The organism is Bradyrhizobium liaoningense (assembly GCF_018130825.1).
Classification (GTDB): Bacteria; Pseudomonadota; Alphaproteobacteria; order Rhizobiales; family Xanthobacteraceae; genus Bradyrhizobium; species Bradyrhizobium liaoningense_B.
On record NZ_JAFCJS010000001.1, the window covers coordinates 1,692,232 to 1,709,584 of the forward strand.

At 66.0% G+C, this 17,353-nt stretch carries 15 protein-coding genes; 4 read left to right on the forward strand and 11 right to left on the reverse strand.

The window, feature by feature from the left end; genetic code table 11:
* Positions 1–12: 12 nt before the first annotated feature.
* From JQ603_RS08240 to JQ603_RS08265, 6 genes are all read right to left on the reverse strand, one after another.
* Positions 13–1,245: a Zn-dependent hydrolase gene (locus JQ603_RS08240; RefSeq protein ID WP_212337964.1), complete on the reverse strand. Its 1,233-nt coding sequence runs from the start codon at positions 1,243–1,245 to the stop codon at positions 13–15.
* Positions 1,238–2,023 (reverse strand): ABC transporter ATP-binding protein, encoded by a 786-nt coding sequence (locus tag JQ603_RS08245; protein ID WP_212337965.1) that lies wholly within the window; start codon positions 2,021–2,023, stop codon positions 1,238–1,240. The genes JQ603_RS08240 and JQ603_RS08245 overlap by 8 nt, the downstream gene beginning before the upstream one ends.
* Positions 2,020–2,793 (reverse strand): ABC transporter permease, encoded by a 774-nt coding sequence (locus tag JQ603_RS08250; protein ID WP_212338265.1) that lies wholly within the window; start codon positions 2,791–2,793, stop codon positions 2,020–2,022. Before JQ603_RS08250 ends, JQ603_RS08245 begins: the two co-directional genes overlap by 4 nt.
* Before the next feature lie 69 nt (positions 2,794–2,862).
* Positions 2,863–3,807 (reverse strand): ABC transporter substrate-binding protein, encoded by a 945-nt coding sequence (locus tag JQ603_RS08255; RefSeq protein WP_212337967.1) that lies wholly within the window; start codon positions 3,805–3,807, stop codon positions 2,863–2,865.
* 106 nt (positions 3,808–3,913) lie between these two features.
* Entirely contained in the window at positions 3,914–4,642 is a 729-nt protein-coding gene (hutC, locus tag JQ603_RS08260; protein ID WP_212337969.1) for a histidine utilization repressor, read from the reverse strand.
* Positions 4,639–5,997, reverse strand: a complete 1,359-nt coding sequence (locus JQ603_RS08265; RefSeq protein WP_212337971.1) for a formimidoylglutamate deiminase — start codon at positions 5,995–5,997, stop codon at positions 4,639–4,641. Before JQ603_RS08265 ends, hutC begins: the two co-directional genes overlap by 4 nt.
* 85 nt (positions 5,998–6,082) lie before the next feature.
* Here JQ603_RS08265 and hutI point away from each other — a divergent pair, with 85 nt between their 5' ends.
* Genes hutI through hutU form a run of 3 tightly spaced genes read left to right on the forward strand, consistent with a single transcriptional unit; the run spans position 6,083 to position 10,533 of the window.
* Positions 6,083–7,297 (forward strand): imidazolonepropionase, encoded by a 1,215-nt coding sequence (gene hutI, locus JQ603_RS08270; RefSeq protein ID WP_212337973.1) that lies wholly within the window; start codon positions 6,083–6,085, stop codon positions 7,295–7,297.
* Positions 7,294–8,853, forward strand: a complete 1,560-nt coding sequence (gene hutH / locus JQ603_RS08275; RefSeq protein WP_212337974.1) for a histidine ammonia-lyase — start codon at positions 7,294–7,296, stop codon at positions 8,851–8,853. The genes hutI and hutH overlap by 4 nt, the downstream gene beginning before the upstream one ends.
* Positions 8,854–8,862: 9 nt before the next feature.
* Positions 8,863–10,533 (forward strand): urocanate hydratase, encoded by a 1,671-nt coding sequence (hutU, locus tag JQ603_RS08280; protein ID WP_212337975.1) that lies wholly within the window; start codon positions 8,863–8,865, stop codon positions 10,531–10,533.
* Positions 10,534–10,540: 7 nt separating this feature from the next.
* On the opposite strand, the gene JQ603_RS08285 is transcribed toward hutU, so the two are convergent.
* From JQ603_RS08285 to JQ603_RS08300, 4 genes are all read right to left on the reverse strand, one after another.
* Entirely contained in the window at positions 10,541–12,547 is a 2,007-nt protein-coding gene (locus JQ603_RS08285) for a putative bifunctional diguanylate cyclase/phosphodiesterase (RefSeq protein ID WP_212337976.1), read from the reverse strand.
* A 288-nt stretch (positions 12,548–12,835) separates the two neighbouring features.
* Positions 12,836–13,720, reverse strand: a complete 885-nt coding sequence (blaBJP, locus tag JQ603_RS08290; protein ID WP_212337977.1) for a BJP family subclass B3 metallo-beta-lactamase — start codon at positions 13,718–13,720, stop codon at positions 12,836–12,838.
* Between the two features lie 167 nt (positions 13,721–13,887).
* On the reverse strand, positions 13,888–14,172 hold the full coding sequence (locus JQ603_RS08295) for a TonB-dependent receptor plug domain-containing protein (protein ID WP_245003419.1): 285 nt from the start codon (positions 14,170–14,172) through the stop codon (positions 13,888–13,890).
* A 62-nt stretch (positions 14,173–14,234) separates the two neighbouring features.
* Positions 14,235–15,449 (reverse strand): hypothetical protein, encoded by a 1,215-nt coding sequence (locus tag JQ603_RS08300; RefSeq protein ID WP_245003420.1) that lies wholly within the window; start codon positions 15,447–15,449, stop codon positions 14,235–14,237.
* Between the two features lie 370 nt (positions 15,450–15,819).
* Here JQ603_RS08300 and JQ603_RS08305 point away from each other — a divergent pair, with 370 nt between their 5' ends.
* Positions 15,820–16,629 (forward strand): extracellular solute-binding protein, encoded by an 810-nt coding sequence (locus tag JQ603_RS08305; RefSeq protein WP_212337980.1) that lies wholly within the window; start codon positions 15,820–15,822, stop codon positions 16,627–16,629.
* On the opposite strand, the gene JQ603_RS08310 is transcribed toward JQ603_RS08305, so the two are convergent.
* Entirely contained in the window at positions 16,603–17,301 is a 699-nt protein-coding gene (locus JQ603_RS08310; RefSeq protein WP_212337982.1) for an ABC transporter permease, read from the reverse strand. The two genes, JQ603_RS08305 and JQ603_RS08310, sit on opposite strands and share 27 nt — an antisense overlap.
* Positions 17,302–17,353 lie beyond the last annotated feature (52 nt).

Genomic DNA, 17,353 nt, shown 5'->3' on the forward strand with positions numbered 1-17,353 from the left:
GGCATCGGCCGCCTAGCCGCTGAGGATGCGCCGGCAGGCGTCGACGAAGACCTGCGCGCCGGTGACGATATCGGCATCGGCGGTATTCTCGGTCCAGTGATGGCTGATGCCGCCGATCGACGGCACGAACAGCATGCCGGCCGGCATGACAGTCGCGAGCATCTGCGCATCGTGGCCGGCGCCGCTGGGCATGCGGATGGAGCGTCCGTCGGCAAGAGCCTTGCTCGCAGCTTCGATCGCGTCCTGGAAGCCGGCGTTCATCATCGCGGGCGCGCCGGTGCGAATCTTCTCCACGGTGACGGTGCAGGGGCCCTTCGCATTGGCTTCATCCGCGATGGTCCGCAGCAGCTCCTCCAGCCGTGCGATGACGGCGGGATTGTCATCGCGGATCTGAAACAGCATCTCGGCGCCGCCCGGGATGATGCTCGGCGCGCCCGGCTCGAGCGTGATGCGGCCGGTGGTCCACACCGTGCGCGGACCGCATGCGGCCGGAAAACGTTCGTCGATCGCGACGCAGAACTTCGCCAGCGCGAGACCGGCGTCCTTGCGCACGGCCATCCGCGTGGTGCCGGCGTGGTTCTGCTCGCCGCTGAAATTGATCCGGTATTGCCAGATGCCGACGATCGAGGTCACGACACCAACCGCAAGATGGCTGCTCTCGAGTGTGTCGCCTTGCTCGATATGCGCCTCCAGATACCCGACGTGCCGGCCCGGCTCGACGGCGACACGTGCTCGCCCCGAGAGCCCCATCTCGGCGAGGGCATCACGCATGGCGCGACCGCCGGTGCGATCGCGCGCGGCGTCGATTTCAGCCTCAGACACTTGCCCCACATAGGAGCGCGAGCCGAGAAAGCTACCAAAATGTCCTTCCTCGTCGCACCAGGCGGCGACTTCGACAGCGCCCTTCACCGAGGGATCGGTATTGAGTACGCGGGCAGCTTCGAGCGCATAGATGACGCCGAGCGGGCCATCAAGCCAGCCGGCGTAGTTCTGGCTCTCCAGATGCGAGCCTGCCAGCAGCTTCGGCCCGGGCTTCGTGCTCGCCCCGAACACATTGCCGATGCCGTCGATCGCAGCCGAGAGGCCCGCGCCGGGCAGCTTCTGAACCAGCCAGTCCAGCGATTGTCGGTGCGGCTCGGAGAAGGTCGGCTTGTGCACGCCGGTCTTGTAGGCGCCGATGGCGCGCAACGCATTGAGGTCGGCGAGGACGCGCTCGCCATTGGCGTGGGATTGAGTGTCAGGCATGTTCGGCAACCTTCAGCGCCTCGGTGCGGATCTCCTCGACCAGCCGCTCCTTGAGCTGGACGAATTCGGGCGTCGTCTTGATCTTGTACGAGCGTGGATGCGGCAGGTCCACGGTAATCTCGGCCTTGATGCGGCCGGGACGGGCGCTCATGACGATGACGCGGCTGCCGAGGAAGATCGCCTCCTCGATGTCGTGGGTCACGAACAGCACGGTCTTCTGATCGCGCTCCCAGATCCCGAGCAGCATTTCCTGCATCAGGGCGCGGGTCTGATTGTCGAGTGCGCCGAAGGGCTCGTCGAGCAGCAGGATTTTTGGATCATTGGCGAGCGCACGCGCGATCGCCGTGCGCTGCTGCATGCCGCCGGAGAGCTGCTTGGGCCAGTGGTTCTCGAAGCCGGACAGCCCGACCTGACGGATGAAGGCATCCGCGATCTTGTTCCGCTCCGCTTCGGACACGCCGCGTTCGCGCAGGCCGAAAGCGATGTTCTCGCGCACGGTCAGCCAGGGGAACAGCGTGTAGGACTGGAACACCATGCCGCGATCGGCGCCCGGACCGGTCACCTCGCGCCCGTCGAGCGTGACGCGTCCGCCGGTCGGGCGGTCAAGGCCCGCGACGATGCGCAGCAGCGTGGACTTGCCGCAGCCGGACGGGCCGAGGATGGTGACGAAGTCGTTGTTACCGATGGTGAGGTCTGTTGGCTCCAGCGCCCGGGTCGGCGCGTTGCCGTGGCGTGCGGGGAAGGTGCGCGAGACCTGTTCGACCTTGAGGATCGTCATGCGAGCCTCCACGGGAACAGCCAGGCGTTGAACGCCTTGAACAGGAAGTCGGAGACGAGCCCGATCAGCCCGATCACGATGATGCCGAAGATGATCTGGCCGGTGTTGAGCAGGGCCTGGCTGTCGGTGATCATGTGGCCGATGCCGGAGGACGAGCCGATTAGCTCGGCGACGATGACATAGGTCCAGGCCCAGCCCAGCACCAACCGCAGGATCTCCGCAATCTCGGGCGCGGAGGAGGGCAGCAGCACGCGACGGATGATGCCGCGGTCCCTGGCGCCCAGCGTATAGGCCGCTTCGACCAGATCGCGCCGCGTGGCGCCGACGGTCACCGCGACCATCAGGATGACCTGGAACACCGAGCCGATGAAGATGACGAGCAGCTTCTGCAGCTCACCGATGCCGGCCCACAGGATCAACAGTGGAATGAAGGCGGAGGCGGGCAGGTAGCGCGCGAAGGAGACGAACGGTTCGAGGAACGCTTCGATCGGCTTGTAGGCGCCCATCAGCACACCAAGCGGCACCGCGATGATCGCCGCGAGCGCGAAGCCCCCGACGACGCGCCAGATCGTCATACCGATGTCGTAGACGAAACCCTGCTTGGCCAAGAGGTCGTAACCTTCCTGCACCATGGTCAGCGGGTTGGCGAGGAAGGTCTTCGACACATGGCCGCCGAAGGTCGCCCACGACCAGAGGGCAACGAACAGCACGAAGAACGCAAGGCCATAGGCAATGCGCTGCCTTGAAGTCACGGGATCCAGGGGACGCATCAACTATCTATCCGGGTGGTCGATCAGGCCCGGCCCCGCCTCGCGGCGGGACCGGCAGCTTGTCGGAGCTTACTTGATGAAGCTGGCGTCGTAGAGGTCTTCGACCTTCGGCGCGGACTTGATGATGCCGATCTCGAGCAGGAGCTCGGCGGCGTCCTTGTTGAAGGTCAGGAAGTCGCCGGCGAAGAACTTCTGGTTCGCGGCCTTGTCCTGCCAGCGCAGGTACTTTGCCGAGTTGCCGAACTGCTCGCCGGTCTGCTTCACGTCGGCGCCCATGATCTCATAGGCCTTGGCCTGGTCCTTGGCGATCATGTCGAGCGCCTCGAAATAGCTGTTGGCGAGGGCCTGCGCGGCCTTCGGATTCTCGCTCAGGAATTTCGGCGTGCAGCCGAAGGTGTCCATCACGATCGGGTAGTCCAGCGTGGTCGCGATGATCTTGCCCTTGTCCGGTGCGGCGCGCACGGTCGACAGATACGGCTCATAGGTCATCGCGGCGTCGTTCTGGCCGGAGACGAAGGCCTGTGCGGCCGCTGCGGGCTCGAGGTTCACGATGGTGACGTCCTTCGTGGTGAGGCCGTTCTTCTTGAGCATCCAGGCCAGCGCGAAATAGGGCGACGTGCCCGGCGCGGACGCCGCGACCGTCTTGCCCTTCAGATCCTTGATCGCGGCGATGTCGTTGCGCACGGCCATGCCGTCGGCGCCGTAGCTCTTGTCGAGCTGGAAGATCTGCTTGGTGGCGACGCCGTTGGCGTTCCAGGAGATCCAGGTCTCGACCGTGGTCGCTGCGCACTGGATGTCGCCGGAGGCAATCGCGAGGTGGCGGTCCTTCTGCGGGATCTTCTTGATCGTGACGTCGAGACCGTTCTTCTTGAAGATGCCGGCTTCCTTCGCCAGCGTCAGCGGTGCGAAGCCGGTCCATCCGGAGATGCCGACGCCGACCTTGACGTCGTCGGCGAGCACCGGAGTGGAGGCCGTAAGGGCAATGATTGTCGCAAATACTTTTGAATTACGCATGTTTGTCGTCCTCTTGCCGATCGATGGATTGACGTCCTGTTGATCTCTGTCGGTCTGTGGGAACCGTTGCCCGAAGCGTTGCACAAATTGTGCCGACATCGTTCTCTCAACCTCCCTTGAATCGGGCGACAAGGCGGTGAGAGTCACCGGGATAGAGCAGGCGCACTGCGGTGATGGTGCGCGCGCTGCGCCAGGTGTAGCGGTCGATCACGAGGCAGGGCGCGCCGACGGCAATGTCGAGCGCTTCCGCCGTGCGATCATCCGCAACGATGGCGCTGATCGTATGCTCGGCCTCTGTCCATGGGACATGGTGAAGCAGCCAGGAGCCGGGCGGCTCGCGCGAGAAATCGGCGGTCGCCGCATGCGGCACGGAGGCGAGATCGATCAGCCTGTCCTCGACCGCGAAGGGCACGTTGTCGGCGCTGTGCCGGCAAGTGATCGCGACCACCTTGCCCGCCTTCTTGACGCCGAGACGGTCGCGGTCGGCAGCGGTCGCCGCGCGCAGCTTGCGGCCGATCAGCTCGTAGCCGTACGCGCGCCCGAGCGCGGTGATCTCGGCGCGGATGTCGGCGATCTTGAGCACGGCGGATTGATGCTGCGGCCGTCGCACGAACGAGCCGGCGCGCCGCCGCCGTTCGATCAGGTCGGCCTGGGCGAGTTCCGACAGCGCCTTGTTGACGGTCATGCGCGAGCAGCCGTAGCGCGCGACCAGCTCGTGCTCGAACGGAATGCGATGCCCGGGCGGCCATTCGCCGGTCAGGATACGCTTCTCGATGTCGGCGCGGATGCGCTTGTAGAGCGTCGGCTGGTCGGCTGCGTCTGCGGTGAGGCTCATGCGACGAGCCTCCGCACCGCGGCGTTGAAGCGCTCGCGCGCGGCCTGACGCAGCTTGTGCCGACCGCCTTCGACCACTTTGTTGCCGCCCGCCCAGACGCAATCGATCGCGCTGCCGCCCGCGGCAAAGATCCAGCCATCGATGACAGCGTCATGCATACGCCCCGCCAGCGACGGATGCGCGGCGTCGAGCGTGACGATGTCGGCACGCGCGCCGGGCGCGAGGCCGACCGTCGGCTGCGCCAGCGCCCGCGCGCCGCCGCCAAGCGCATCGTCGAACAGCGTGCGTCCGGTCGAGCGACCTGCGCCGCCGGAGAGGACGTTGCGCTGGCGGTGCTTCAGCCGCTGGCCGTATTCGAGCTGGCGCAATTCGTCGGCGGCGCCGATCAGCACGTTGGAATCCGTGCCGACGCCGAAACGGCCGCCAGCGTCGAGAAACTCGCGTGCCGCAAAAATGCCGTCGCCGAGGCTTGCTTCCGTGATCGGGCAGAGGCCGGCAACTGCCCCGGTCCTTGCGAACGCCGCCGCTTCCTCATCTGTCATGTGGGTCGCATGAATGAGACACCAGCGTTGATCGACGGGAGCGTGTTCCAGCAGCCATTGCACTGGGCGCCGGCCCGACCAGGCCAGGCAATCCTCGACTTCCTTGACCTGCTCGGCGGCATGGATATGCACCGGCCCGCCCTCGGCGAACGGAATGATCGCGGTCAGTTCGTCCGGTGTCACCGCGCGCAGGCTGTGCGGCGCGATGCCGATATTGGCGTCCGGCAATGTTGCGATGGCCTTGCGCGAGGCAGTCATCAACGCGGCGAACTGATCGACCGAGCAGATGAAGCGGCGCTGTCCGGCATGGGGTGCAGCGCCTCCAAATGAGCCATGCGCATAAAAACTCGGCAGCAACGTGAGCGCAATGCCGGAGGCCTCGGCAGCCTGCGCGATCCGCGCGGCCATCTCAGCGACATCGGCATAGGGCGAACCGTCGCGGTCGTGGTGGAGGTAATGGAATTCGCCGACGCGGGTAAAACCCTGCTCCAGCATCTCGACATAAAGGAGCGTCGCAACGGCCGCGACATCGTCCGGCGTCATCGCCAGCGCAAAGCGATACATCGTCTCGCGCCAGGTCCAGAACGTGTCGGTGGAATCGCCGCGAAGTTCCGCGAGCCCGGCCATGGCGCGCTGGAAGGCGTGGCTGTGCAGGCTCGCAAGTCCCGGAAGCGCGATTTCGTGACGCTCGTCGCCGGCGGCCGGCGCCACGCCCGGCGTCACCTCCGCGATCGCGCCGGCGGTGACGACCACCTGCACGTCATTGGCCCAGCCCGAAGGCAGGAGCGCGGAAGCGAAATGCAGTCGGGACATGATGACACGCCGGCTGGACAGAACCGCCTTACGATTATATGTCTAGACATATAAGTCAAGCATCCCAGGGCGAATGGATACCCGCATGGCAGAGCGCTTCGACCGGATCTGGCACAATGCCCGGCTCGCCACGATGCGCGCCGACCGTCCCGATCTCGGCGAGATCGAGGACGGGCTCATCGCCGCGCGCGGCGGCCACATCGTCTATGCAGGCGTGAAGGCGGATTTTCCTGTCGATGCGGACGCGATCGATCGGATCGATTGCGAGGGGCGCTGGATCACTCCGGGCCTCGTCGACTGCCACACCCATCTCGTCTATGGCGGCAATCGCGCGCATGAATTCGAGCTGCGCCTGAAGGGTGCAAGCTACGAAGAGATCGCCCGCGCCGGCGGCGGGATCGTCTCGACGGTGGCGGCAACGCGCAAGGCGAGCGAAGCCGAGCTCGTTGCGAGTGCGCTACCGCGGCTCGATGCACTGATTGGCGAGGGCGCTACTACGGTGGAGATCAAGTCCGGCTACGGCCTCGATACCGAGACCGAGATGCGTCAGCTCGCGGCCGCGCGCAGCCTCGGCCGTCAGCGGCCGGTCGCGATCCGCACCTCCTTTCTCGGCGCGCATGCGTTGCCGGTGGAGGCCGACGGCGACAAGGACCGTTACATCGATCGCGTCTGCAAGGAGATGTTGCCCGCCGTCGCCAAGGCGGGCCTTGCCGATGCCGTCGATGCCTTCATGGAAGGGATCGCGTTCTCGGCTGAGCAGACCGCGCTTGTGTTCGAGGCCGCGAGAGGGCTTGGCCTGCGGGTGAAGCTGCATGCCGACCAGCTGTCGAACCTCGGCGGTGCCGCGCTTGCCGCAAAATACTCCGCATTGTCGGCCGATCACCTCGAGCATACGGATGAAGCCGGTGCGGCGGCGATGGCGAAAGCCGGAACGGTGGCCGTGCTGCTGCCCGGCGCGTTCTACTTCATTCGCGAGACGCAGAAGCCGCCGGTCGAGGCGTTCCGCAAGCATGGCGTTCCCATGGCGCTCGCGACCGACTGCAATCCCGGCAGCTCGCCGCTGACCTCGCTCCTGCTCGCGATGAACATGGGGGCGACACTGTTCCGGATGAATGTGGCCGAGTGCCTTGCCGGCGTCACCCGTGAAGGCGCGCGGGCGCTTGGTGTGCTGGCCGAGACCGGTACGGTGGAAGCCGGCAAGTGGTGCGACCTCGCGATCTGGGACATCGAGCGGCCCGCCGAGCTCGTCTACCGCATCGGCTTCAATCCGCTGCATCGGCGGGTGTGGAGGGCACAGTGACGGAGCAGGGTACAGCGATCGTCGTCAAGCCGGGAGCAGTGAGCCTCGACGATCTCGTGCGCGTGCTCGAAGGCACCCCTGTCGTCCTCGATCCGTCATTCTGGCCGCGCGTCGAGGCGGCTGCGCAGATCGTTGCGCAGGCCGCGCAGGCCGACGTCCCCGTCTATGGCATCAACACCGGCTTCGGGAAGCTCGCATCGAAGCGCATTCCGCCCGATCAGACCACGCTGCTCCAGCGCAACCTCATCGTCTCGCATTGCTGCGGCGTCGGCCCGGCGACGCCCGAGCCGATCGTGCGGCTGATGATGGCGTTGAAGATCGTCTCGCTCGGGCGCGGCGCCTCCGGTGTCCGGCGCGACGTGATCGAGCAGTTGCAGGGAATGTTGGCGCGGGGCGTCTATCCGCTGGTGCCGCAGCAGGGCTCGGTCGGCGCCTCCGGCGATCTCGCGCCGCTCGCGCATATGACCGCGGTGATGATCGGCGAGGGGCAGGCGATCGTTGGCGGGGAAACTGTGTCCGGCAGCGAGGCGCTCACTGCGGCCGGTCTCGCGCCGCTGACCCTCGGGCCCAAGGAAGGCCTCGCGCTGATCAACGGCACGCAGTTCTCGACCGCCTACGCCATATCGGGCGTGCTGCGTGCATTTCGCCTCGCCCGTGCCGCGCTCGTGACCGGCGCGCTGTCGGTCGATGCGGCGATGGCGTCGACGGCGCCGTTCCGTCCCGAAATCCAGGCGTTGCGTGGCCATGTCGGCCAGATCGCCGCGGCCGCGACCCTGACGGCGCTGCTCGACGGCAGCGACATCCGCCTGTCGCATCTCGAAGGTGACGAGCGGGTGCAGGATCCTTATTGCCTGCGCTGTCAGCCGCAGGTCGCAGGCGCCGCGCTCGACCTGATCACGCAGGCCGCGCGCACGCTGATCGTCGAGGCCAATGCCGTCACCGACAATCCGCTGGTGCTGGTCGAGACCGGCGAGATCGTCTCCGGCGGCAATTTCCACGCCGAGCCGGTCGCCTTCGCCGCCGATGCGCTCGCGCTGGCGCTGTCGGAGATTGGCGCGATCAGCGAGCGGCGCATTGCGACGCTGGTCGATCCTGCGCTCAATTTCGGCCTGCCGCCGTTCCTCACCCCCGATCCCGGCATCAATTCCGGCTTCATGATCGCCGAAGTGACGGCAGCCGCGCTCTATGCCGAGAACAAGCAGCGCGCGCTCGCCTGCTCGATCGACTCGACGCCGACCAGCGCCAATCAGGAAGACCACGTCTCGATGGCCGCGCATGCCGCGCGGCGCCTCTCCGACATGGCGGACAATCTCGCCGCCATTTTGGGCATCGAGCTGCTGGTCGCGGCACAGGGCATCACGTTGCGTGCGCCGCATGCGACCAGCGTGCCGCTGATCGGCGTCATCGCCGCGCTGCGCGAGCAGGTCGCCCCGCTCGGCGCGGACCGCTACATGGCCGGCGATCTCGCCAAGGCCGCCGCGCTGATCGAAGCCGACGCATTGCCGGCAGCAGCGCTTTCCGCGCTTCAATCCGATCCGTTTCCGCGACTTGATTAAGAGGTCCACATGAACCGCCGACTGGACAATGACCGCACCATCCGTGCTCCCCGCGGCAGCGAGATCAGCGCCAAGAGCTGGCTGACGGAAGCGCCCTTGCGCATGCTGATGAACAATCTCGATCCTGATGTGGCGGAGCGCCCGAGCGAGCTCGTCGTCTATGGCGGCATCGGCCGCGCCGCGCGCGACTGGGAGAGCTTTGACCGGATCACGGCGGCCTTGCGCAAGCTCGAAGGCGACCAGACGCTGCTGGTGCAGTCCGGCAAGCCTGTCGGAGTCTTCCGCACTCACTCCGATGCGCCGCGCGTTCTGATCGCAAACTCCAACATCGTGCCGCACTGGGCGACGCTCGACCATTTCAACGAGCTCGATCGCCAGGGCCTGATGATGTACGGCCAGATGACGGCGGGCTCCTGGATCTATATCGGCAGCCAGGGCATCGTGCAGGGTACCTACGAGACCTTCGTCGAAGTCGGCCGTCGCCATTATGGCGGCAGCCTTGCCGGCAAATGGATTCTGACGGCCGGTCTCGGCGGCATGGGCGGGGCGCAGCCGCTGGCCGCGACTATGGCCGGCGCGTCGATGCTCGCGGTCGAATGCCAGCCGAGCCGCATCGAGATGCGTCTGCGCACCGGCTATCTCGATCGGCAGGCCGCAACGCTCGACGAAGCGCTTGCGATCATGGCGGACGCCGCAAAGACGAAGAAGGCGGTCTCGGTCGGCCTGCTCGGCAATGCCGCCGAGATTTTCCCGGAGCTGGTGCGCCGCGGCGTCAAGCCCGACATCGTCACCGACCAGACCAGCGCGCATGATCCGATCAACGGCTATTTGCCGAAAGGCTGGACGCTGGCCGATTGGGAGGCCAAGCGCGCCTCCGATCCGAAGGCAGTGGAGCGCGCCTCGAAGACGTCGATGGTCGAGCACGTCCAGGCCATGCTGGATTTCCATGCGCAGGGCATTCCGACGCTCGACTACGGCAACAACATCCGTCAGATGGCGCAGGACATGGGCCTGAAGAACGCGTTCGATTTCCCCGGCTTCGTTCCCGCCTATATCCGTCCGCTGTTCTGCCGCGGCGTCGGGCCGTTCCGCTGGGCCGCGCTGTCGGGCGATCCCGAGGACATCTTCAGGACCGACGCCAAGGTCAAGGAGCTGATGCCCGACGACAAGCATCTGCACAACTGGCTCGACATGGCCAAGGAGCGCATCAAGTTCCAGGGGCTGCCGGCGCGGATCTGCTGGGTCGGCCTCGGCGATCGTCATCGCCTCGGCCTTGCGTTCAACGAGATGGTGGCGCGCGGCGAATTGAAGGCGCCGATCGTGATCGGCCGCGATCATCTCGACAGCGGCTCGGTGGCCAGCCCCAACCGCGAGACCGAGGCGATGAAGGACGGGTCGGATGCGGTGTCGGACTGGCCGCTCCTGAACGCGCTGCTCAATTGCGCCAGCGGCGCGACCTGGGTCTCGCTGCACCATGGCGGCGGGGTCGGCATCGGCTATTCGCAGCATGCCGGCATGGTGATCGTCGCCGACGGCACGCCGGAAGCGGCGAGGCGCATCGAGCGCGTGCTCTGGAACGATCCTGCCAGCGGCGTCATGCGCCATGCCGACGCGGGTTACGACATCGCGATCGACTGCGCCCGTGACAAGGGGCTCGATCTGCCGAGCCTTTCGAAGTAGCCGCGCCTCAGGCCACGACCTTGGCCGCGCCCGCAAGGCGCTGGGTTTCCTGGGCCAGGTACTCGCCGATCACAGGGCCCGGCATGGGCTTTGCGAAATAATAGCCCTGGATGAAGTCGCATCCCAGCCGCCGCAGGGTATCGAGCTGGGCGCGCGTCTCGACGCCCTCGACGACGCAGGCGATCTCCATGTCGTCGCACAGGCCCGTGAGTGACTTGATGATCTTGTGACTCACCGGATTGTCGTTGATGTCGGCGACGAAGCTGCGGTCGATCTTGATCTTGTCGAGCGGCAGACGGTGCACGTGGCTCAGCGAGGAGTAGCCGGTGCCGAAATCGTCCAGCGAAATGCCGCAGCCCATCGCCTTCAATGCCGCGATCGACTGCTGCGCGCGCACGAAATCGAAGGTGACGGCGGTCTCGGTGATCTCGAAATCGATCCGGTGCGGCGGCAGCCCGCTCTTCTCGACGATCGAGATCAGCGGCAGAATGCCCTCGGCCGCGCAGACGTCGTGAGCGGAGAGGTTAAACGACAGGCGGATGTGGTCGGGCCAGGTCTTGGCCGTCGCAAGCGCGCGAACCAGCAGCGCCTGCGTCAGTGGCCGGATCAGGCCGATGCGCTCGGCGGCCGGGATGAAGTCGGCCGGCGACACGAGGCCGAGGCGGGAGCTGTGCCAGCGCGCCAGAACCTCGAAGCCGGTGGTGTGCTCGCTCATGGCGTCCACGATCGGCTGGAACACCAGGTCCATCTCGGTGCTGAAATCTGCGGTGCGCAGCAGGTTCTCGATCACGCCGCGGCTGCGGATCTCGGCCTCGAGCTCGCTCGAGAAGATCACGGTGCGGCCGCGCAGATGGCGCTTGGCGTGATAGAGCGAATAGTCGGCGCATTCATAGAGCGCTTCGGCCGTCGTTGCCGATTGCGGGAACAGCGCAAAGCCGATCGAGCAGGACAGCCCCGTATGGGCGGTGTCGAGCTGGTAGGGAAGCTTCACCTGGTCGCCGATGCGCTGGCCGAGTCGGAGCAGATCCGCATCATCGGGGTCGCCGCACACGACGAGACCGAACTCGTCGCCGCCGAGCCGGGCGAATTCGACCCGCTGCGGACCAAAACCCTCGCAGACCTCGCGGATGCGCCGGCCGGCTTCGATCAGCACGCGGTCGCCGACCGAGTGACCGTAATTGTCGTTGATCGGCTTGAAGCCGTCGAGATCGATGATGCCGACCGCGACGCGAACGTTCCTGCGCTCGGCATCCGTGAAGGCGCTCGACAGCTCGGCGAAGAAGCGGCGGCGGTTCGGCAGCTCGGTGAGGGAATCGAGATTGGCGAGGCGGAAATTCTCGTCCGACAGCGCCTGTGTCGCCGCCTGTTGTGCGAGCAGCGATTTGCGGCTGGCGACGAGATCGGCGAAGTCGCGATAGTAGATGACCAGCACCGTCACCATCGCGCCCGAGACCAGGAGGTTGTTGATCGCGATCGCCTTCAGCGTCGGCTCGCCGGTGGCCCAGAAGAACAGCACATAGGGGACGTCGACGACCAGCGTCACGATCAGCGCCGCGGAGCGCAGATGCATCAGCGAGAAGATGCAGCCGATCACGGTGACGGCCATATAGAAGGCGACCTGGCTCTTGGCGAATGGATCGCCGTAGGGGAAGAGCGCGAAGGACCAGGCGGTGAAGCCCGCGCCGATCGGCAGCGTCATCCAGTTGGTGGCGCGTAGATTGCGCAGGATATCGGCATCGCTGCGCACGAGGTGACGCTGGCGCAGCCACCAGAAGGTGCGCAGCGCCGCCAGCACGGTGAGCACGCTCGGCACGATCATCGTCAGCCAGTCCGGCGCCACGTTCACGTAGGTGTAGGCGACGGCGATCGTGTTGCTCATGAGGATGAAGTAGAGCAGCGGGATCTGCTTGGAGAAGGCGTCGAACTGCGCGCGCGTCAGGTCCGGGTTGTCGGCAGGCACGCGAAACAGCCGCGTCGCGGCGACCAAACGAGACTTCAAATTGGCGACAGGCATTGCAATACGCGCCCCGGATCCCTTCAAAAACGGGGCGATCTTGCACGGCAGGGGTAAAGGGCGCGTTAGACGGGTTCCATACGGAAAAGCTAGCGCAGGTTGCGCGCGGCTGCATCAATTCCGGCCGCGTGCATTGGTGAGGCCGCATTAACGATATGAGGCGGGGGACGCGAGCCCTATCACTGCGAAGTAGCGCCGCAGCTACACTCTGCTAACCATGTGCGCCGGCACAACGCGTTGCCGCACCTCTCCCTCGTCGGGGGAGAGGCTGGCACCATCTGACGGGCGCTATTTCTTCTCCAGCGCCGCGGTCTGCTTGGCGAGTTGCTTGTCGAACTCCTGCGACAGGCCGGTCGCATAGGTGGCGAGCTCGCCCGGCTTGACGAACGGGTTCGGTGCACCGTCCTTCATCTCCGCGCGCTTGGCCTGCATGCCATAGACCTCCGGATGCGGCCCGAGCAGCACGTCGATCTTCATCGCCTTCACCTTGGCGTAGGTTGCGCGATAGTCGTCGACGATGCCGGGATAGGTTGGCTGGCCGATCAGGCGGTTCAGCGCCACCGTGCCGCTGCAGAAGAACAGTACCTCGCGGTCCTCCTTGCCGTCCTTGACGGTCATCTCCCAGCTCGTACAGCCGGGCGAATGGCCGGGCGTGGCATGCGCGGTCAGCGTGGTGTCGCCGAGCGTAACCTTGTCGCCTTCCTTGACGGTGCGGTCGACCTTCACGGCGGGGAAGGCGAGGTCCTCGTTCTTCTCGTCGCCCGGATAGTAGCCGCCTTCGAGCAGCGGCTTGTCGCGCTCGCCGGCGATGAGCTGCGCGCCGGTCTCTTTCTTGATCTCGGCGAAGCCGCCGGTGTGATCGAGATGCGCGTGCGAGTTGAGCATGATCTTGATGTCGGCGACCTTGAAGCCGAGCTTGGCGATGTTGTCCTTGATCATGCCGGTCGACTGCGGCATCGCCGTATCCATCAGGATCAGGCCCTGCGAGGTCCTGATGACGTAGACGGCAATGCCGTCGGTGCCGACATAGTAGATGTTGCCGATGAGCTGAAACGGCTCGAACGGCGCCGTCCATTTCTTCATGGCTATTGCCAGGAAATCCTTGATGGTCTGCGCTTGCGCGCCAGTCGAGAACAGGGCCAGTGCACACAGCGCGGCCGCGAGCCTTCTCATAGTTTGCCTCCCACAGTGTTCTTGTCGTTTTGGTCGGGCGCGAACGTCGTGGCCCGGGCGTGCGCACGTTACGTCGTGGCTGGCGTCGAGGGCAACTGCCTTGTGTCCGCAAAAATTCGTGGGCCTTGCGGGAATATCGGCGGGTTTGATGAAAGCGGAGCGGGAGCCTATCGCCCGATCGTCACGCCGGCGGTCGAGCGCATGGCGTCGCGCAGGCTCGTCGCTTTCATGTCGTCGAGGACCTCCCGCGTCAGCACGGTGGTCTGGCCGGGCGTGTTGAGGATCGTCTCGCCACGCGAGGACGAGAGTCGGTCGGCTTTGTAGCGCGCTGCGGCATCGGCGGCATGCGTCGTTGGCGGCACATGGCGTGGCCGCTTGCTCGGCGCGGCCAATGCTCCTTGCGAGATGCAGAGGGCGGCGATGACGATCAATCGCAACGATGTCGTGCGCATGCGATCTCCCATGTCCGGGGCGTCAGCCTAGCATATGGCGAGCATCCCCGCAGGGAAAAGGGTCAGGCGAGGGCGGCTTGCCGTTCCCGCACGGGTTCGCGGACCCGGTCCGGAACTCGCGGCTCGGCGAGGCGGGTGAAGCTGCGATGGCCCGCCTGCGCGGGCGCCTCGATGATGACGCCCTCGCACACGATCTGCCCGCCGAGCATCCTGAATTCCAGCTTGTCGTAGCGCGGCATGGTCTCGCCGGGCGCGGGCGGCAGCAGCTCGATGCTGCCTTGGATGTTCAACGTGGCATCGCCGGTGCCGTGAAGCCGCGGATTCCACATTCTGATGCCGGTCTCGGCCCAGCGCTGTCGGATCAGGGCGGCGCGATCGGCCGGTTCCGCGGGCTTGGCGCGAACCTTCGGTGTGCTGCGGGCCTCCGGTGCAGGAGGCGCCAAGTCCTGCGCCGGCGCGATGTCGGTGACGACGCCGGGCGTGTCGTCCGAGGAACTTTCAGTGGTGTCTGCGACGACGGGCGCAGGATCGTTCGCGAGGGCCGGCTCGATCTCGATCGCGACGCTGGAGGTCGGCGCGCTGTCGATGCCGCTCTCGGCGACATCCTCCACCGGGACTTCGCTGCCGGCAAGCGCGACGCAGAGCGCGTCTGCGACGGCGGGCTCGACATCAGCGGGAATGCCGGAGGCGTGATCGTCGTTGACGACGAGGGCGTCAACCGTCGCGATCGCGACGTCGACAGACACGACCTCGGTCTCCTCCGCGACGACCGGCTCGATGCCGGACGGAAGCTCGGGAGATGGACCGCTGCTGATAGCAATGGGCTCGGCGTCGGCCGATTCACTTCCGGTCTCGACAGATGCGACCGCGGCCTGCTCGGCCTCGCTGGGCGCAACGTCTGCCGGATCTTGCGCGGGCGGATCGTTGTCGATGATGGGCTCGGGAATATCGGCTGGCTCGGGCCCGACGTCGACCGGCGAGATTGCAGTTTCCGCCACGACGACCGGCTCGGCTTCTGTCGGCGTCTCCCGGAATGAATCGTCGATGACGCTCGCATCGATCGGCGCTGCCGACGGGCTCTCCGCGACGACAGAGATCGCGGCTTCGTCCGCGGCGACCGCGATGCCTGCGTCGCCGGGCAGTGGATCGACGCTGGTGCTGATGCTCGGAGCCGGCGCGGTTTCTGCGGCATCGACGATGAGGGCCGGCGAGCTGTCCGCGGTGATCTGAGCGGCGTCGATGCCGGCCTCATGCGGCGAAGGCCGAAGCCGGGTCAACGCCCAATTCACCGCAGGAATGCGGCGCAGCAACGATATCAGTCTCGAAAGCACTGGGAGTTGTCCAAGAGATACTCTGCGTGAGGCAATCGCTGATTCGTCAGCAATGTGAAAAACTGCCCCGGCCGTCACACCGATGTCAATGTAGGTGGGACCAATTGCAGAACATGCGCGCGTCGCCGGTGAGCGTCTCGATTCGAATCCGCGGCGTGACGAGGCTGCATTGCCGAGACAACCTGTGCGTGGAGGGGCGTTCCAAACTCGGGCGTGGCGCGTCGCAGCAATGTGAGTTGCGCCGAATGTCGGGGTTCCCCGTGGTGCTCTCTCAAGGTAGCTTGGAACTCCCGGGCATCTGGTGTGAGGACGAGGCATGAAAAGGGTAGTCGCCATCGGAGCGCTTCTGCTCTGGTCCACCATCGCGTTCGCGCAGGATCGCACCATCACCGTGGCCTCGACGACGTCGACGGAGCAATCGGGATTGTTCGGCCATCTGCTGCCGCTGTTCTCGAAGGCCGAGGGCATCAACGTAAAGGTCGTTGCCGTCGGCACCGGACAGGCGCTCGACATCGGGCGGCGAGGTGACGCCGATGTGGTGTTCGTCCATGACAGGCCCGCCGAAGACAAGTTCATGTCGGAAGGGCAGGGCGTGAAGCGCTTCGACGTGATGTACAACGACTTCGTCATCATCGGCCCGAAGAGCGATCCGGCGCAGATCGCCGGCAGCAAGGACGTCACCGATGCGCTGCGCAAGATCGCGGCGGCAAAGGCGGCGTTCATCTCGCGCGGCGACAAGTCCGGCACGCACGCGGCTGAGCTGAGATTGTGGAAGGAGGCGGGCGTCGACCTCAGTGCCGGCAAGGACAGCTGGTACCGCGAGATCGGTCAGGGCATGGGTCCCGCGCTGAACATGGCCTCGTCCTCGAACGCCTATCTGCTGTCGGATCGTGGCACCTGGCTGTCGTTTGGGAATCGCGGCGAGCTCACTGTTCTCACTGAGGGCGACAAGCGGCTCTTCAACCAGTATGGCGTCATGCTGGTCAATCCGGCCAAGCATCCGAACGTGAAGGCGCAGGATGGGCAGGCCTTCATCGACTGGCTGGTGTCCCCGAAGGGACAGCAGGCGATTGCCGGCTACAAAGTCGGCGGCGAGCAGCTATTTTTCCCCAACGCGGCCAACTAGCAAAAAGGCGACGGTCGACACCGCCACGCTGAGCGCGAGCAGGATCAGCCCGAGCCCCAGCGCCAGCGGCAGATCGCCCTTGCTGGTCTCCAGCGCGATCGCGGTCGTCATGGTCCGCGTGAAGCCGCGGATATTGCCGCCGACGATGATGATGGCGCCGACCTCGGCGATAGCGCGCCCGAAGGCGGCAAGAAAGGCCGTCAGCAGCGAGGTCCGTCCCAGCGCGAGCAGGAGCGCCATGCTGCGGAAGGCGGACAGGCCGTCGATGCGCGCCAGATCGCCATACTCCGCCCAGAGCAGGCTCGCCGGCCGGTGCACCAGCGCCACCACGATCGGCGTCGCGAGCAGCGTCTGCGCGATCACCATGGCGGTGGGCGTGAACAGCAGCCCCGCCGCCCCGAGCGGGCCGGACCGCGACAGCAAGAGATAGAGCGCGAGCCCGACCACGACCGGCGGGAGGCCGAGCAACGCATTGGTCAGCACGATGATGACTTGCCGTCCGCGGAAACGGGTGATCGCGAGCAGGGCGCCAAACGGTGCGCCGATCAGCAGCGCGACGAGGCTGGCGGTCAGGCTGACGCGGACCGACAATGCGACGATGCCGAGCAGCTCGGCGTCGGCATCGCCGATCAGCGCGAAGGCGGCGACGATGGATCGCGCGAAATCGTTCATTCGCGCTTGAACTTCGATGTTCGGGCGCATGCCTCCGGGGCGTCGATGTCAA

Coding starts and splice junctions, on each gene's coding strand:
- JQ603_RS08240 (WP_212337964.1), bottom strand. CDS start 1,245: ATGCCTGACACTCAATCCCACGCCAATGGCGAGCGCGTCCTCGCCGAC.
- JQ603_RS08245 (WP_212337965.1), bottom strand. CDS start 2,023: ATGACGATCCTCAAGGTCGAACAGGTCTCGCGCACCTTCCCCGCACGC.
- JQ603_RS08250 (WP_212338265.1), bottom strand. CDS start 2,793: ATGCGTCCCCTGGATCCCGTGACTTCAAGGCAGCGCATTGCCTATGGC.
- JQ603_RS08255 (WP_212337967.1), bottom strand. CDS start 3,807: ATGCGTAATTCAAAAGTATTTGCGACAATCATTGCCCTTACGGCCTCC.
- hutC (WP_212337969.1), bottom strand. CDS start 4,642: ATGAGCCTCACCGCAGACGCAGCCGACCAGCCGACGCTCTACAAGCGC.
- JQ603_RS08265 (WP_212337971.1), bottom strand. CDS start 5,997: ATGTCCCGACTGCATTTCGCTTCCGCGCTCCTGCCTTCGGGCTGGGCC.
- hutI (WP_212337973.1), top strand. CDS start 6,083: ATGGCAGAGCGCTTCGACCGGATCTGGCACAATGCCCGGCTCGCCACG.
- hutU (WP_212337975.1), top strand. CDS start 8,863: ATGAACCGCCGACTGGACAATGACCGCACCATCCGTGCTCCCCGCGGC.
- JQ603_RS08285 (WP_212337976.1), bottom strand. CDS start 12,547: ATGCCTGTCGCCAATTTGAAGTCTCGTTTGGTCGCCGCGACGCGGCTG.
- blaBJP (WP_212337977.1), bottom strand. CDS start 13,720: ATGAGAAGGCTCGCGGCCGCGCTGTGTGCACTGGCCCTGTTCTCGACT.
- JQ603_RS08295 (WP_245003419.1), bottom strand. CDS start 14,172: ATGCGCACGACATCGTTGCGATTGATCGTCATCGCCGCCCTCTGCATC.
- JQ603_RS08305 (WP_212337980.1), top strand. CDS start 15,820: ATGAAAAGGGTAGTCGCCATCGGAGCGCTTCTGCTCTGGTCCACCATC.
- JQ603_RS08310 (WP_212337982.1), bottom strand. CDS start 17,301: ATGAACGATTTCGCGCGATCCATCGTCGCCGCCTTCGCGCTGATCGGC.